This window comes from Bradyrhizobium sp. Ken64, from assembly GCF_055807555.1.
In genome coordinates, this window is record NZ_JBVVPA010000018.1 from 101,119 (window position 1) to 117,072 (window position 15,954).

The following is a 15,954-nucleotide window of genomic DNA, read 5'->3' on the forward strand; positions in this document are numbered from 1 at the left end:
GCGTGGATGGCCGGGACAGGCCCGGCAACGACGCCATCGGCGGAGTTGGCCTCAGCGCCCGAAGCGCTTGGCCAGCATCTCTTTCAGGATCTGCCGCTTGATGGTCTTGTTGGTGAGGACGCCATCGTGCCACCAGAAGCCGTCGGCCTTCATCTTCTCGGCCGCGCGGACGAAACGCTCGGCGACCTCGGCGAAATCGGCATCGGTGTAGTTCAGGCTGAAGATCAGCCGGCCGGTGCCGACCCAGCTCAGGGACAGGCCTTCGGCGCGCAGGTAATATTGCAGCATCCAGTTGTAACGGGACGGCGTGGTGTATTTCACCGTCCAGATCGACGAGAAGTTCGCGAACCGCACCGGCAGGTCGGCCTCCGTCATCATCCGGTTGAGCTTTTGCGCGCGCTCATTCCAGGTCTCATCCAACCCTTCATAGACGGCACGGAAGTTCGGGCTGGCGAGCCGGCTCAGAAACTCGTCCATCGCCGTCATGACGTAGGGATGCGAGTTGAAGGTGCCGCGGGCGAAGCAGACGTCGGCGGGACGATCGTCGCGGAAGCGGCGCATCAGCTCGCGTTTGCCGCAGACCACGCCGATCGGCAAGCCGCCGGCGAGGCTCTTGCCGTAAGTCACCATGTCGGCGCGGACGCCGAAGTACTCCTGGGCGCCGCCTGCGGCGAGGCGGAAGCCGACGAAGACCTCGTCGAAGATCAGCACGATGCCGCGCTCGTCGCAGACCTCGCGCAACTGCTTGAGCCATTCGGTGTAGGCCGCGCGATCGAAATTGCCGCCGCGGGAGGAATCGACCAGCGAGGAATCGCCGGGCGCGTTGCCATTCGGATGCAGCCCCTGCAGCGGATTGACCAGCACGCAGGCAATGTCCTTGCGCGTGCGCAGCACGTGCAGCGTCTTCTCCGACATCTCGGCGAGGGTGTAGGTCTCGTGCGCGGGAATCGGATTGCCGACGCCGGGCTGCACGTCGCCCCACCAGCCATGGTAGGCGCCGGCGAAACGAACGAGATGGGTGCGCCTGGTGTGGTAGCGCGCGAGCCGCACCGCCTGCATCACGGCCTCGGTGCCGGACATGTGGAACGACACTTCGTCGAGGCCCGAGATCTGGCACAGCCGCGCCACGTTATCGAGGATGACGGGGTGGTAGGGGCCGAGCACCGGTCCAAGCGCGTGCGCGCGCTTCTCGGAGCCCTCGATGCACTCCTTGTAGAAGTCGTTGCCGAAGATGTTGACGCCGTAGGACCCCGTGAGGTCATAGGAGGTGTTGCCGTCGACATCTGTGACGGTGACGCCGCGCGAGGACTCCACGAAGGTCGAGGTGCCCAAATGCTCGCGGACGAGACGCGAGAACTGGAACGGCACGCGGTAGGTTTCGGTGAAGTGCAGGTCGGAGATCTTTTCCGCCGCTTCCTTCGTCATCGCGCGGCCCTTGGGGTAGCGCTCGGCGTAGAGGCTTGCGAGGCGGAAGAAGCCGTCCTTGCGCAGGCCTGCGATGTTCGCCGGCGCGCCGTCGCAGGCGAAGTACGCATCGCCTTCGAATTCGTAGAACGGAAGCAGCCTGGCCACGCGGCGCGACATCTTGGAGTGCCCGGCGAGCGAGCGGTGCTTGGCGCGGGACAATGCGATCCGCGCCTTGATCTTCGGGAAGGCGGCGGCAGCGGACGCTGCGGCGGCCACGGACAAAGAAAGAATCGGGAGTGTCGTTTCCATGACAACAAGCGCTAATACTGCGAGCTGACAGATTCATGACAGTCAAAGCCCTCATCGCCTCTTTCACCCAGCAGGAAGACCTCAACTTCCTGCTGACCAACCGCATCCCCCGCGCCGCGCTGACCCGCTTCATGGGCTGGTTCTCCAAGATCGAGAACCCGCTTGTGCGGGACGGCTCCATCGCGCTGTGGAAGCTGTTCTCCGACCTCGATCTGTCGGAGGCGCGGAAGACCCATTTCAGGAGTCTGCACGACTGCTTCACCCGGGAGCTCAAGCCCGGCTTGCGGCCCTTTGATCCGGACCCCTCGATTGTCGCCAGTCCGTCCGACGGCATCGTCGGCGCTCATGGCCGGATCGCCGACACCGAGCTGTTCCAGGTCAAGGGCGCGCCGTACTCGCTGCTCGATCTGCTCGGCGATTCCGTGCTGGTCGACCAGCACCGCAACGGCTCCTTCGTCACGCTGCGGCTGACCTCGAGCATGTATCATCGCTTCCATGCGCCCTTTGACGCACATATCGAGCGCGTCACGCTGATCCATGGCGACGTCTGGAACGTCAACCCGATCGCGCTGAAGCGGGTTGAGCGTCTCTTCTGCAAGAACGAACGCGCGGTGATCCGCACGCGTCTATCAACTGGCGAAGCCGTGACGCTGGTCCCGGTCGCCGCGATCCTGGTCGCAAGCATCCGTCTGCATTTCCTCGACATGGTGCTGAATGCGCAGACGAGGGGGCCGGTCAATTTTCCCTGCGACGTCAACGTGAGCAAGGGCGAGGAGCTCGGCTGGTTCGAGCATGGCTCGACCATCATCATCCTCGCGCCCGGCGATTTCACCTTCTGCGACGGCATCGCCGAAGGCACGCGCATTCGCGCGGGTCAAGCGTTGCTGAGAAAAAACTAGCCTTCAATCCGCCGCGTCGGCCGCCTATATCGTTCGTGGGGACTTTTCTACGACGGATTCGGTGATGGCACGGGCGCCGGTCATGGCGGCGGGTGGTATTGTGCTGCGGCAAGGTGCGCCGCCGCTGATCGCCGTCGTGCGCCAGCGCAAGCGCAACGAATGGGTTTTGCCCAAGGGCAAGCTCGACGACGGCGAGACGCCGAAGCAAGCCGCGCATCGCGAGGTGCTGGAAGAGACCGGTCACGAGGTCGCCATCCACGAATTTTTGGGCACGCTCGTCTATCAGTCGGGCGGACGTTCCAAGGTCGTACATTTCTGGCGGATGGAGGCCGGGGACGGTCCGGTCCGCAAGCTGATGAACGACATCAAGGCAGTCGACTGGCTCACGCTGGAAGACGCGCTCGCGCGCCTGTCGCGCGAGTACGAGCGTGTGTTCCTGACCCAGGTTGGCCCGATCGCGCTTGCGGCGGCGGGGCTTGCATCGTCGTCCGCGCCCGAGCCGACGCTGGCAACCAGCGAGGTCGACGCAGCTTTGCAGACACTGACACCGGCTGAAGCGGCCTCGGTGGGCGAGTTGCGGCACGGTCTGTTGCAGAAGATGAAAGCCTGGCTGCGCGGCGAGGCGTGAGTTTAGCAACATCGCTGTCGAGCCGCGCTGACAGTTCCCCTCTCCCCTTGTGGGAGAGGGTGGCTCGCCGCGAAGCGGCGAGACGGGTGAGGGGTTCTCTCGGCGCGCGAATCTGTTGCAGTTGAGTTCGCTGAAGCGACCCCTCATCCGGCGCTTCGCGCCACCTTCTCCCACAAGGGGAGAAGGAAGAAGTCACCGCCGCTCCTTCTCCTTCGGGACCGGCGCTGGCCTTCGCGGCGCTGCGTGGCGTTGTGCGGCGGGGAGACGTTGCTGGAATCCGCCCGGGCGCTGCAGGCCCGGCTGTTGAGCAGCGGGCGGCTGGCCGGGCTGCATGCCGGTGCGCGGAAGTTGCGGCTGCGGGCCAAGCTGCTGCTGCGTTCCGGCCGGCTGCGGCGGCGCGACTCCGCCGGGCTGCGTCGGAATCTGTCCACCGCGTCGCGGCGGGGTTTGCGGGGTGCCGTCAGGCTGCGTGCCTTGACCGGCGCGCGGTGGGCCCGCCGGACGTCCCGCGCCTTGCTTCTGGCCTTGTTGCTGTTGACCTTGACCCGCGCGCGGCGTCCCCGGTTGCACCGCGCCGCCTTGACCCTGTCCTTGCCCCTGCCGCTGCGGCGGCTGGGCGCCTTGACGGCCTGGCGCGCCCGGCTGCTGCTGGCCTGGACGGTTGTTCTGACCGGGCTGACCGTTCGGCCGCTGCGGCTGTTGCGGCTGTTGTCCTGGCGCCGTGTTCGGCCGCAATTGTTGCTGTTGCGACGGCTGGAACGGCCGCGGAATGCGCGGGCTCGCGGTCGGATTGGCGCGGCGGAAGTCGCGCTGCTCGGTGACGATCTGCCGGCCCGTGGTCTGCGCCAGATGCACCTGGCTGACGAAGCCGCGGTCGCGCGCGATCTGCTGTGCGGGAATCGTGATCGGCACCGCGGCAAAGCGCATAACGCCGGCAGCGGCGGCGCCCGGCCGGATCGCAAAACCGCTCGCGCCTTGCGTCAGCGCGCCGAGCCGCGTCCCGCTCGTGCGGTCGTCGACGTCGATGTGTCCGACCCGGCCGTCGGCGTCGGGATAGAGCTTGATGTTGACGTTGTTGGCGTTGTTCGCGGCCGCGCCTTCCGGCACGTCGACGACGCCCGTGGTGCCGCGAATGCCGAGCGTCGCCGTCGGCGTCGTGATCTTCATGTCGCCGGTCTTTGCCACCGCCGCCGCGACGAAGGCGACGGTGCCCTTGCCGATGTCGAAAATGCCTGCGTTGTGCTTGCCGCCGTCCTCATAGACGTAAGTGTCGATGGTGATCTTCGTGCTTGCGGAGAGGTTGAACGTGGTCGCGTCGTCGAAGGTGATACCGAGCGAGGAGTTCGACGAAGTCTGCACGACGTCGTTGAGATAGATGTCGTCGCGCACCCGCAGCGGATAGGAATTTTTGTCGCGGATCACGGTCGCGATGCCCGTCACCGTCGCGACGTTGCCGATCGGCTCGACGGCGGCGGGCTGCGCCTCGGTCGCGGGAGCGGGTGAAGCCGATGGCGTCGGCGAGGGGGCGGGCGACGGCTGCGCTTGTGGCTGCGCCTGCGCAAGCTCGATCGCATCGAATGCGAACGCAACGCTCGCGCCGGCCGGCAACGCCAGCAGCACAAGCGCGAACAAGAAGCGGCGCCAGGCCACGATAAAAGTCACGAGGAGGTCCCGGTGAGAAACGCGAGGCGAGATCGACCGATATCATCCTGATGCAGGTGAACGGCGGATGAATGTCTATCGCACGGCGGCGGTGAACGTTCAAACGGTACGCGATGCTAGCTTGTGGCCAAGCCTGTCCACCGTCATGGCCGGGCTTGTCCCGGCCATCCACGCCTTGAAGCGCGGGACTAAGAACGTGGATGCCCGGGACAAGCCCGGGCATGACGAAGAATGCGGATGTGTTGGAGACGACACCTTTGGCTTCAGCTCACGCGCTTCCAGGTCTGGCCGCCGCAGAACATGCCGCCAAAGGCGCAGCCCTGCACGCGCATTGCATTCGGGCCTTTCATCGCGATCGTCGAGTCGTAGTTGCGGCCGGAATCGGGATCGTGGATGCGGCCGCTCCACTTCGCGCCGTCGGGCTTCATGTTGATCAGGATGCGCTCGTTGGTCTTCGCGGCGTAGCCGCAGAGATTGACGCCGCACTGTTCGACGCGAACATTGCCCTTGTTCTCTTCGGTGGCCCAGACGCCGATCGGCGTGTTGGCAACCGCGACAGGCGCGGCGGGCACCGGGGCCGGAGCAACCGCGACCGGCGCGGGCGCAGCAGCGGGAGCGGGAGCCGCAGCGGGCGCGGTCTGTGTCGTGGCGTCGTAGCCGGCGGACGGGGCAGCGGCAACCGTCGTGCTCGGTGCCGCGATAGCGGGCGCTGCCGGTGCGTTCGCCTGCACGGGGGCCTGCTGCACGGGCTGCTGCTGCACCGGAGCCGGCGCGGGCTGCGCGGTCGTGGCCGGAGCCGGAGCCGGCGTGGTGTCGATGTCATCGTCCTTCGAGCCCAAGCCCTTGAGGTTGATGTTGTTCAGCTTGATCGGCTTGTCCGAGAGGCCCGGCGCCACGATGGTCACGCAATTGAGCGAGGCGCAGTTGCGCGGCGTCTCGATGCGGATGTGCTGCCCCTCGATCTGGAACGAGAGCGAATTGCCGGCATGCGCGGCGGCGGTGGACGCGAGGAAGAGGGCAGTGGCGGCGATGGTGAGCTTGTTCATGACAACCTCCGAAGAATGTGTGGGTCCCGATGGGACTGAAGTCGCGGGTGGATGAAGCGTGGTTCGACCCTACGCCGGGCTGGTCGGACGTTCTGTGATAGACGTCACAACGGCTCGCCGCGGATGGGTGACGCAGCGCACATTCAGCCGCGATTCCATCCGGGTAACCTCGTCGCCATACAGAGGGAGGCGCCGATGATGCGGCTTGTGACTTCGCTTGGCACATTGATCGCGCTGATGGCGATTGCGCCCGCAGCCGAGGCCGGGTCCTATGCGTTCTCGATTGGCGGTCATCGATTTCAGGTCGAGGCGCCCAGCCATTGCCGATCGGCTTCCTGTGTCTCGGTTTCCTCCCATCGCAGCTTTCGGCCGAACGTCGATACGACACCGGCGCCGACGCCGGTGCTTCCGCCGCCGCAGCCGCTCTATCCCGTGGCTCCGGTCAGGCCGGCGCAAGCCATTGTGGTCGCGCCTCCACCGGCGCCGGCGGCTCCTGTCCTTGCTTCAACGACGTCGCAGCCAATTGTCCCGCCGCAGGCCGCAAGCTCCAATCCGCCACGGGTCGAGCTACCGCGGATGGATCCGCCGAAGATCGTCGCGCTCGATCCGCCGCGCATGGAGGCGCCCGTCGTCGCGTCAAGGCCGGAGCTTGAGCAGGCCGTGACGAGCCCGGAGCGCGGTGACGATGAGCAGGCCTATTTGCCGCTCGGCGAATGGGAGAGCGCAGGCGCCAAGGGCACGGTCCGCATCGAACGCTGTGGACCGGCACTGTGCGGCTTCGCGCTGACTGAAGCGTCGACCAGGGGTGAGAGCGTGCTTGTCAACATGAAGCCGAAAACGCACGACGTTTGGACCGGCAACATCTACAGCCGCTCGAGCGGCAGCACCTATTATGCGACGATGACGCTGAAGAACTCCGGCAAGCTCCACGTCGAAGCCTGCGCACTGGGCCACTTCTGGTGTTCCGGCAACGACTGGACGCGCGCCGAAGAGCGGCCGGAGAAGCTGATCACGACGTCGCGGCAATGGAGCGCGCGGTCGTAAGGGAAGCGTTCGGTACCTCCGGCTGAAGCCGCTAGATCATGCCGAGCACGATGGCGCCGACAAAGGCCATGGCGAGGTACGCGGTGATAACGCTCAGTCTCCCGGCGAACGTCATGAGGTCGCTCCCGCTGTCGCGCCGCCTTGCGCGAGAGCGTCATGGTTAACAGAAAGTCTCTTTTCGAAAAAGTCAGCCTTGCTGTCACTCGTCACCGGCAGGCGCTGCTGCCGGCGCGGGCTGACATGGTTAAAGAATACTGAAATCAACACGTTGAAGAGTCTTTAAGTAAATTCACCGAACGTGCGTGCATGACGCGCGGAGTTCGTTTGTATCTCGTCGGCTCCATCGTCCTTGTTTCGTTAGCGGGTTGCGGCCGCGGCTTCTTTCAGGCCGAACGTGAACCGTGGCGGGCCGAGGCCGAAGCCGCATGCCTGAAATCAGGCGCGGTGAAAGAGGGGCCGGATCTCGTCCGCATCGACCCGATTTCCGGGCCGGGCATGTGCGGCGCCGAGTTTCCGCTCAAGGTCGCCGCCCTCGGCGAAGGCTCGAGCAGTTACGGCTTTGCCGACGAGGAATTGCGACCGCCCGGGAACGTCGGCAGCCAGCCGCGCTGGCCGGTGACGCAGCCGCGATCGAATTACCCGCAAAGCCAGAGCTATCCGCAACGCTCGAACTATCCCGAGAGCGCGGTGCGACAGCCGTCCGGCTATGGCGCGCCGTCCGGCCCGGTGTCGTTGAACGCACCCGGCGTGGATCAGCAGGAAGACGAGATCGATCTGCCGCCCGAGGGCACCGATGCCGCGGGTGCGTCGCGCTACATGAATGCGCCGAGCTATCCGGCGCGGCCGGCGCCGTACTCGCAGGCGCCCGCGCAGCAACCGCTGCCGCGCCTTGGTCCGGCACGGGGCAATCCCGTCACCGCCGTCGGCCCTGTTGCGATCAAGCCGGTTGCGACGCTGGCCTGTCCGATCGTCTCCGAGCTCGACCGCTGGCTCGCCGACACCGTGCAGCCCTCGGCGATGCGCTGGTTCGGCACCCGCGTCGCGGAGATCAAGCAGATCTCCGCCTATTCCTGCCGCGGCATGAACGGCAATTCGCACGCCCATATTTCCGAGCACGCCTTCGGCAACGCGCTCGACATCGCCGCCTTCGTGCTCGCCGACGGCCGCCGCGTTACCGTGAAGGATGGCTGGCGTGGCATGCCGGAAGAGCAGGGCTTCCTGCGCGACGTGCAGTCGGGCGCGTGCGTGCATTTCACCACGGTGCTGGCGCCGGGCTCGAACGTCTACCATTACGATCACATCCACGTCGATCTGATGCGCCGCGCCAGCCGCCGACTGATCTGCCAGCCCGCCGCCGTCTCCGGCGAAGAGGTCGCCGCGCGGGCGGGCGGGCGCAATCCTTATGCGAATGCGCGCGATCCCTCCGTGACCGGCTCGCTGGGTACGCGCAAGAGCATGGCGCGAAAACACGAAGAGGACGAGTACGCCGACGATTGAGGCTTGCGCACGATCCGTAGCCTGGATGGAGCGAAGCGCAATCCAGGGACGGCGTTCCCGCATTCCGCTTCGCTCCATGCGGACTACGACCCCACGCCGGCCGGCCTCGCGCTGAGCCCTGCCTGTTCAGCGGACGCCGCGTCTTCGGCAGAGCGCATCTCGAGCGCAAAAATTTGCGCACACGCAAATCTCGCCTAAGCCATTGAAGTCAGAAAGACAATTGTGCTGCCGCAGGCTTTTTCGGCAGTTGGCACGCTCGCTGCAATGAGGAGGCTGCCACGAAGCGGCGCTGCCGGCGCCGTGAGCCAGCGGATCCCGTCATGCAGATGCCTGTCACCCCTCCTTATTCGGATCTCGAACAGCGCGTGCTGTCGCGCATCACGGAGGAGCGCTGGCTTGAACTCGCGTCCGAACTGATCCGCACCGGCCAGCCACGTTCCGGCAATCCGCTGGATCCCGATTTGCCGCCGGCCGAGGAAGAGGCGATCTCGATGCTGGTCGCGGGCAAGCTCGAAGCGCTCGGCATGGAGGTCACCAAGCACAGCGCGCAGCCGCACCGGCCGAACGTGCTTGGCGTGCTGAAGGGACGGGACGGCGCGCCCTCGCTCATTCTCAACGACCATCTCGACACCTATCCGGCGGTCGAGCCCGAGAAATGGCACATGACGGATTTCGATCCGTTCAAGGCGACGCGCCATGGCGATCTGCTCTATGCGCGCGGCACGTCCGACACGCGCGGAAACCTCGCTGCATCCTTGCTCGCAGTGCAGGCCCTGACCGAAGCGGGTGTGAAGTTCGATGGCACCTTGATGTGCTGCTACACCGTCGATGAGGAGCGGAACGGCACCGAGGGCTCCATCTACATGTTGAACAAGGTCGGCCTGACCGCCGACTACGAGATCACCGCCGAGCCGACCGCCTGGGGCGACGTCAACACGGACTGGGGCATGAACCTGTCGGTGGCCAATTCCGGCCACTGCCTGATCGAGCTCACCGTTCACGGGATCAAGTCGCACATCTGGCGACCGGACATCAGCGTCAACGCCATCATGGAAGCGGCGAAGCTGTTGCCGAAACTGAAGGACATGGCGTTCACGCATGTCCCCAGCAAGTTCATGGGACACACGCCGCCCTGCTGCGCCGTGGTGCGCATTCGGTCCGGCCTGCCCGGCGAGATGCAGTTCTCGCCGGATGCCTGCACCATCACGCTCGCCGTGGTCGGCATCGTGCCCGGCATGACGCTATCGAGCGTGATTGCGGACATCGAGCGTCTCGGACGGGACACTTTTGCCGGCATGAACGACGTCAAGGTCGAGGTGCGCCAGGTGCCCGGCTCGCTGTTCGTCAACGCGACCGAACCGGTGCCGGTCGAGGAGGAGCCCTGCCGCTCGTTGCGGGCGGTTTACCGGCGTCTGATGGGCCGCGAGCCCGGGGTCAACCGCAAGAACGCCTTCAACGATACGATCCGCTTCCGCGAAGCCGGCATCAATGCGGTGACGTTCGGTCCCGGAGAAGACGGTTGGGCCGTCGACAATGAGAACATCTCGATCACCAAGTCGGTGATGGCGACGCGGATCTACGCGCTGACCATCATGCAGATCCTGGGAGTGCGGGCATGAGCGTCGAGGCGACCCACATGACGATTCCAATCTCGCCGGATCGCACGCGACGCGGCAGCTTGCGGCTGCGGCTTCCGAAGGTCTCGCGATCGGTGCTGCTCTCGACGCTGACCGTGGCCGTGCTGCTGGCCGGCTGGGCCATCGTCACGGAGATGGGCTGGGCCAACGAGCTGTTCCTGCCGAAGCCGCAGGCGGTCTGGGTCGCGTTCGTCAAGACGATGACGAAGGGATATCAAGGCGCGACGCTGCTTCAGCATCTCGGCGCAAGCCTCTATCGTATCCTTACGGCCTTCACGCTGGCCTGCCTGATCGGCATCCCGCTCGGCGTCCTCATGGGCGTGTCGCGCAACGCACGCGCGCTGCTCAATCCGTTGATCGAGTTCTACCGGCCATTGCCGCCGCTCGGCCTCTATACGCTGCTGGTGATGTGGCTCGGCATCGGTGAGAGCTCGAAGCTGTCGCTGCTGTTTCTTGCCGGTTTGCCGGGCATCGTCATCTCGACGATCCAGGCCGTCACCAGCGTGGACCCGGTCTATGTGCGCGCCGCCCAGTCGCTCGGCGCGACCCGGCGCCACCTGCTCTTTCACGTCTATTTGCCGGCGGCGGGACCGCTGATTCTCGCCGGCATGCGCATCTCGCTCGGATTCACCTACACCGTTCTCGTCGCCGCCGAAATCGTCGCGGCCTCCGCCGGCATCGGCTGGATGATCTGGGACGCCGCAAAATTCCTGCTCTCCGACGTCGTGATCATGGGGCTGATCGTACTCGGTCTCACCGGCGTCGTGCTCGACCTCATGATGCGCGGCATCGCGAAACTGTTGATGCCGTGGGCCTGAATTCAATTCTAATCGTAGGGGAGACCTCCATGATGAAGAGACTGATTGCGACGCTCGCGGTTACCACGTTGGCGCTCACGCCCGCAGTCCGCGCCGAGGACAAGCCGGCGAAGGTGACCGTCGGCTATCTGAACCTCGTCAATGCGCAGCTGGTCACCAAGCATCTTGGCCTGCTTGCCAAGGAGATGCCGGGCGTCGACATTAAATACGTCAAGATCGGCGGCGGCGGCGACATGCTGCGCGCGATCGCCGGCAACGACGTCGATTTCGGCGGCCTCGGGAATCCGCCGACCGCGATCGGCGCGACGCGCGCCCTGCCGATCAAGGGCATCCTGGTGATCAACATGCTCGACTACGTCGAGTCGCTGGTGGTTCGCACCGACAAGAACATCACCTCGCTCAAGGACCTCAAGGGCAAGACGGTGGCGGCGCCGTTCGGCTCCACGACACACTACCTCCTGCTCCAGGCGCTCAAGGACGAGGGTGTCGATCCCGCCTCGATGAAGATTCTGGATCTTGCGCCGTCGGACATCGCGGCGGCCTGGCTTCGCGGCGACATCGACGCGGCCTGGTTCTGGGAGCCGAATCTCGGCAAGGCCGTGAAGAACGGCGGCAAGATCCTCGTCACCTCGGGCGAGATGGCCAAGCGCGGCTACCCGACCTGGGACATCGGCGTCGTCATGAACGCGTTCGCGGAAAAGTATCCGTCCTACGTCGACAAGTTCATCAAGGCCGAATGCGAAGGCATCGATTTCTGGCTGAAGAACCCGGAGAAGACCGCCGAAATCATCGCGGAAGAGCTTTCGCTTCCGATCGAGGACGCGCAGCGAATGATGAAGGGCACCGGGATGGTCCCCTGCAACAAGCAGCTCACGGAGGAATATCTCGGCACATCCGCGAAGAAGGGCAAGTTCGTCGACACGCTGATCTCGACCGCCGACTTCCTGGTGAAGCAGGAACGCCTGCCGAAGCTGCTGCCGCGCGCCGACTTCGAAGCCTTCATCCAGCCCGCCTATCTGGAGAAGGTGATCGGCCGCTAGGGCCGGTGCCGGCGGGCTTGTCCCGCCGGCGCATTGCCAATTCCTGCAAGCACGTGACCGACATGAATCTCACACCTCGCCACCTCCGTGCCGCCTATCGCAGCGGGGAGCTCAAGCCGTCCGATGTCGCCGCACGTGTGCTTTCGCGTCTTGACGACGCCGACCAGAGCGGCGTCTGGATCTCGACGGCAAATCCCGAAGGCGTCATGGCAAGGGCGCATGCGCTCGATGCCCGCATTGGCGAGATCGGCGAGCTGCCGCTCTATGGCCTCGTGTTCTCGGTCAAGGATTGTATCGATGTGGCCGGCGAGCAGACCACCTCGGCCTGCCCGGAATTCGCCTACACCGCGAAAGACACGAGCCCGGTTGTCGCCGACGCCATCGCCGCCGGCGCGATCTATCTCGGCAAGACCAATATGGATCAGTTCGCGACCGGCCTCGTCGGCGTACGCTCGCCCTATGGCATCGCCCGCAACCCGCACAATCCGGACTACATCCCCGGCGGCTCCAGCTCGGGCGCCGCGGTGTCGGTCGCGACAGGCACCTCGTCCTTTGCGTTCGGCACCGATACCGGCGGATCGGGCAGGGTGCCGGCGTCCTATTGTGGCGTGACCGGCTTCAAGCCGGCGCCCGGCGCCTTCAGTCAGCGCGGCATGGTCTACGCCTGCCGCAGTTTTGATACCATCTCGCTCTACACGCGCGATCCGCGCGATGGTCACGACGTCTATCGCGTGTTGGCGCGGCGCGATGCCGAGGATTGTTTTTCGCCGGTGGATTTCGCCGGATGGACGGAGCAGGCATCTCCAGGGCGGCCGCTCAACATCGCAACGCCGCGTCCGGATCAGCTCAGGTTCTTTGGCAATGCGGAGACGGAGGCGCTGTTCGGCGATGGGCTTCGCAAGCTGCGGCAGCTCGATCTGTCGGTCGCATCGGTCGATTTCGCGCCGTTCATTTCGGTCAACGATTTAATGTTTTTCGGACCTTTCCTCGCCGAGCGGGACGTCTCGGTCGGCGCATTCCTCGACGCCAACCCGGACGCGGGCGTGAAGATCGTCCGCGACCTCGTCATCGGCAGCCGGAAGTTCACGGCGGCCGACGCCTATCGTGCGCTCTACAAGGTCAAGGAGGTCCAGCGATCGCTGCGCGATTTCTGGCAAGATCACGATGCGCTGGTCGTGCCGACGGTCGGCACCGTGCTGAGCATCGATGACGTCGCGCGCGATCCGCTGACGGCCAATTTCAACAACGGCTATTACACCAATTACGCCAACCCGCTGGGCCTGGCCGCGATCGCCGTTCCGAACGCCGTCACCGCAGCCGGCGTGCCCTATGGCGTCACGTTCCTGGCACCGGCCGGCCGGGAGCGCCTGCTCACCGATCTGGCTTGCGCTTTCACGGAGGCTGCGGCCGAGCCAGAACATCTGCGCCGCGTTGCAATCTGAGCGGAGACCTCCTAGCCTTCGAGCCGTCACTCGAAGGGAGACCGATCGTGGAGCGCAGCGATGCGCATGAGGTGGCCGATCCAGCTGAGCCGCGCGCCGAACTGTCACGGCCCGGGACCGGACGTTATGTGCTGAAGGCGTTGGACAAGCCCGATCTGGAGCTGGTGATGCGAACCGGCAGGCTCGCGACCTACCAGAACCGCGAATATCTGCTGCGGGAGGGCGAGCCCGCAAACGGCGTCCACATCATCCTGAACGGGATCGTCGAAAGCACCCATGCCGGCACGCAGGGGCGCGAATTGATGCTGTCGACCTGGGAGGCCGGCGACTTCGTCGGCGCGCCCTATATCCTCGGCGATCACCGCCACAGCTGGTCGGCCCGCGCGCTTGGGCGCGTCGAAGCACTGCATCTCGACCAGGACGCGGTCCGCCGGTTGATCGCGCAGTCGCCGTCGTTCGCCATCGCGCTGATCGAGTGCCTCGGCTTCAAGGGCGAGACCTATTCGATGCTGGCGCAGACGCTGGCGGGACAGAAGGCGGCGGAACGGTTGGTGCTGCTGCTGGTCAAGCTGTGCGAGAACGCAGCCCAGGACGAGAGCGGCCCGATCTCGCTCGGCCGCATCACGCAGGCCAATCTCGCGCGCATGATCGGCGCGACGCGCCAGTCGATCAGCCTGATCCTCAGCCGCCTCCAGGACGACGGCATCATCTGGACCGGCCCGACCAAGATGGTCGTCAACGATCTCGCCGCGCTCCGAAAGCAGGTGACCGACTAGGCGTGTACTCATACGATACCAGGCCGGCGCAATCGGCTAGATCGGCCCCAGGCTTTTGCTCGGCACTTGCGACAGTGCTGCATCAATGGCGGTTTGCAACTCTGCCAACAAGCAAGGCTTTGTCACAACTGGCGTGCCCCTGAATGCATCCGGCACTCCCGACGATCCGTACCCGCTCACGAAGAAAAAGGGCTTGCCTCGTCCCGCAAGTGCCGAGGCGATTGGCTCGATGGTGTCGCCGCCGAGATTGATGTCCAGGATCGCGAGATCGAACTCAGCATCCGTCGCTAGAACGGCACCTTTGGTGACGTTACCCGCTTCCGCAACAACTGAATGACCCGCCTCTTCAATCATCTCAACCAACATCATTCGGATGAGGGCTTCATCTTCGATGAGGAGAACTGAAGCAGACACGGATATCGCCGTCTCTCAGGCGGGACCCGTCTGCTGCGAGACCGCGTTCAGGAGCTGAGAAACAGCCGAAACGACTTGCGCAGGCGCAAATGGTTTCTGAAGCAGAATGCTGTTTGGTACACCGAGTACCGGCCACTTATCGGCCGCGCCGCCTGTCATGTAAACCACGGGAAAGTGCGGGTCGATCTCACGGGCGGCTCTCGCGACTTCCCAGCCGTCAAGGCGACCCAGCAGATTGACGTCGGTGACGAGAGCTCGGTAGGGCTGACCACCCTTCAGAAGCGTGACGGCTTCCTCGCCCGTTTTCACGGTCGCGATTTGAAAGCCTCCCTCCGAGAGAGCCTCTTCGACGATAAGTTGGATCGTATCCTCGTCTTCGATCAACAGAATGGATGGAAGTTCCGTGGTGTTCACATCTTCCCCCTGCTTCACCCGCAACGTTACAAAGTGCACACAAGGGTCTTTGTTCCATTCACGGAACGCGAAAAGCGAACCAATTCAAGGGACACCCGGCACTCAGACTAATACGTGCCATTCCGCCTGCGGCACCAATCCTCTTCGAAATTTAATGCAGGAACATTCCTGCCATTGCCAAGTTTTCCCGATACCCTTCCCCAAGGGTGACCCCAATGGCCCCAGCTCAATGCCCCCCAAGCCCCCCGCGAGCTGGGGCCTATTTTTCCCTGCACTTGAGCTGATGCCGGGAGGAGCAGCCACTTCTTAAGTTGAGGATTATTCGCGCCCACGCCTCGACGACGTGTTGCCGACACACGGAGGACCTCAGCTGGCCTAGCCCCGAGCTGTGGTCCTTTTATCAGGCTCGTGCACTGTTATACCGAACTCGGAACGAATATTCGGCGCTTGAATCATTCCAAGTCAGCTAAGTGTCGGATGCCCCATCGTGTCGCGCTTCAACCAGCAGCTCACTGAGTGCACGCCCAAGCGCCGGGCACCGTAGCAAATCATTTTCACGCCGACTTGGACGGTGCTGGGACCAGCCCCATGCACAGCTGCACCTCGGCCGGGACATTGTAGGTCCGCATGATGTGGCGGCTGTCGCGCAGGCCGGTCGCCTCACGCTGCACCACGAACATCCAGAGTGCGTGGCCGGCTTCCATCACCAGCTTGCGCCTGGCCGGCTGCATCGCGGCCGGCACCTCGGGGAGGGCATGGGCGGCGTCGAACTCGCGCAAGCGGGCGAGCGCCTGTTCGAGCGTGCGGCCCATCCGTCCGAGCGCGGAGGCCTGTTCCTGGACAATCTCGTAATGGAGAATATCAACCGGCGGGCGAAGATCACGGGACATGAGCCCCAATATAGGACCGACGGAACGACGT

General features: G+C 64.7%; 15 protein-coding genes. 9 read left to right on the plus strand and 6 right to left on the minus strand.

All coding sequences use genetic code 11. The features are described from left to right. Nucleotides 1-51: 51 nt before the first annotated feature. Entirely contained in the window at nucleotides 52-1,716 is a 1,665-nt protein-coding gene (locus AC0L2F_RS26560) for an aminotransferase class III-fold pyridoxal phosphate-dependent enzyme (protein ID WP_473250414.1), read from the minus strand. A 35-nt stretch (nucleotides 1,717-1,751) separates the two neighbouring features. On the opposite strand from AC0L2F_RS26560, the gene asd reads away from it, so the two are divergent. Both asd and AC0L2F_RS26570 read left to right on the plus strand, forming a co-directional pair. After that, nucleotides 1,752-2,615: an archaetidylserine decarboxylase gene (gene asd, locus AC0L2F_RS26565; protein ID WP_007613624.1), complete on the plus strand. Its 864-nt coding sequence runs from the start codon at nucleotides 1,752-1,754 to the stop codon at nucleotides 2,613-2,615. Between the two features lie 64 nt (nucleotides 2,616-2,679). Further along, on the plus strand, nucleotides 2,680-3,243 hold the full coding sequence (locus AC0L2F_RS26570; protein WP_473250415.1) for an NUDIX hydrolase: 564 nt from the start codon (nucleotides 2,680-2,682) through the stop codon (nucleotides 3,241-3,243). A 192-nt stretch (nucleotides 3,244-3,435) separates the two neighbouring features. Here AC0L2F_RS26570 and AC0L2F_RS26575 read toward each other — a convergent pair whose 3' ends face one another. Together AC0L2F_RS26575 and AC0L2F_RS26580 are read right to left on the minus strand one after the other, a co-directional pair. Beyond that, nucleotides 3,436-4,896: a FecR family protein gene (locus tag AC0L2F_RS26575; RefSeq protein ID WP_473250455.1), complete on the minus strand. Its 1,461-nt coding sequence runs from the start codon at nucleotides 4,894-4,896 to the stop codon at nucleotides 3,436-3,438. 272 nt (nucleotides 4,897-5,168) lie between these two features. Beyond that, the gene (locus AC0L2F_RS26580; RefSeq protein WP_473250416.1) at nucleotides 5,169-5,951 is read right to left on the minus strand and encodes a DUF2147 domain-containing protein; all 783 of its coding nucleotides are present in this window, start codon (nucleotides 5,949-5,951) and stop codon (nucleotides 5,169-5,171) included. A gap of 195 nt (nucleotides 5,952-6,146) precedes the next feature. On the opposite strand from AC0L2F_RS26580, the gene AC0L2F_RS26585 reads away from it, so the two are divergent. The 7 genes from AC0L2F_RS26585 to AC0L2F_RS26615 all read left to right on the plus strand — a co-directional run bounded on the left by AC0L2F_RS26585 (nucleotide 6,147) and on the right by AC0L2F_RS26615 (nucleotide 14,205). Further along, entirely contained in the window at nucleotides 6,147-6,995 is an 849-nt protein-coding gene (locus tag AC0L2F_RS26585; protein ID WP_473250417.1) for a DUF2147 domain-containing protein, read from the plus strand. Between the two features lie 306 nt (nucleotides 6,996-7,301). Further along, nucleotides 7,302-8,492, plus strand: a complete 1,191-nt coding sequence (locus tag AC0L2F_RS26590; RefSeq protein WP_063995210.1) for an extensin-like domain-containing protein — start codon at nucleotides 7,302-7,304, stop codon at nucleotides 8,490-8,492. 320 nt (nucleotides 8,493-8,812) lie between these two features. Beyond that, nucleotides 8,813-10,111 carry a M20 family metallopeptidase gene (locus tag AC0L2F_RS26595; protein WP_063995211.1) on the plus strand — a complete coding sequence of 433 codons (1,299 nt, stop codon included), beginning with the start codon at nucleotides 8,813-8,815 and terminating at the stop codon, nucleotides 10,109-10,111. Then, entirely contained in the window at nucleotides 10,108-10,947 is an 840-nt protein-coding gene (locus AC0L2F_RS26600) for an ABC transporter permease (protein WP_084777506.1), read from the plus strand. Before AC0L2F_RS26595 ends, AC0L2F_RS26600 begins: the two co-directional genes overlap by 4 nt. A gap of 29 nt (nucleotides 10,948-10,976) precedes the next feature. Beyond that, nucleotides 10,977-11,987 carry a taurine ABC transporter substrate-binding protein gene (locus AC0L2F_RS26605; RefSeq protein WP_473250418.1) on the plus strand — a complete coding sequence of 337 codons (1,011 nt, stop codon included), beginning with the start codon at nucleotides 10,977-10,979 and terminating at the stop codon, nucleotides 11,985-11,987. A gap of 62 nt (nucleotides 11,988-12,049) precedes the next feature. After that, a complete protein-coding gene (locus tag AC0L2F_RS26610) occupies nucleotides 12,050-13,429 on the plus strand; it encodes an amidase family protein (protein ID WP_473250419.1) in 1,380 nt (459 codons plus the stop codon). 47 nt (nucleotides 13,430-13,476) lie between these two features. After that, on the plus strand, nucleotides 13,477-14,205 hold the full coding sequence (locus AC0L2F_RS26615) for a Crp/Fnr family transcriptional regulator (protein ID WP_007613593.1): 729 nt from the start codon (nucleotides 13,477-13,479) through the stop codon (nucleotides 14,203-14,205). A gap of 36 nt (nucleotides 14,206-14,241) precedes the next feature. Here the strand turns inward: AC0L2F_RS26615 and AC0L2F_RS26620 are convergent, their stop codons facing one another. From AC0L2F_RS26620 to AC0L2F_RS26630, 3 genes are all read right to left on the minus strand, one after another. After that, the gene (locus tag AC0L2F_RS26620) at nucleotides 14,242-14,619 is read right to left on the minus strand and encodes a response regulator (protein ID WP_473250420.1); all 378 of its coding nucleotides are present in this window, start codon (nucleotides 14,617-14,619) and stop codon (nucleotides 14,242-14,244) included. Nucleotides 14,620-14,634: 15 nt separating this feature from the next. Next, nucleotides 14,635-15,033 (minus strand): response regulator, encoded by a 399-nt coding sequence (locus tag AC0L2F_RS26625; RefSeq protein ID WP_007613589.1) that lies wholly within the window; start codon nucleotides 15,031-15,033, stop codon nucleotides 14,635-14,637. A 554-nt stretch (nucleotides 15,034-15,587) separates the two neighbouring features. Next, entirely contained in the window at nucleotides 15,588-15,923 is a 336-nt protein-coding gene (locus tag AC0L2F_RS26630; protein WP_473250421.1) for a DUF6665 family protein, read from the minus strand. Nucleotides 15,924-15,954: the final 31 nt, after the last annotated feature.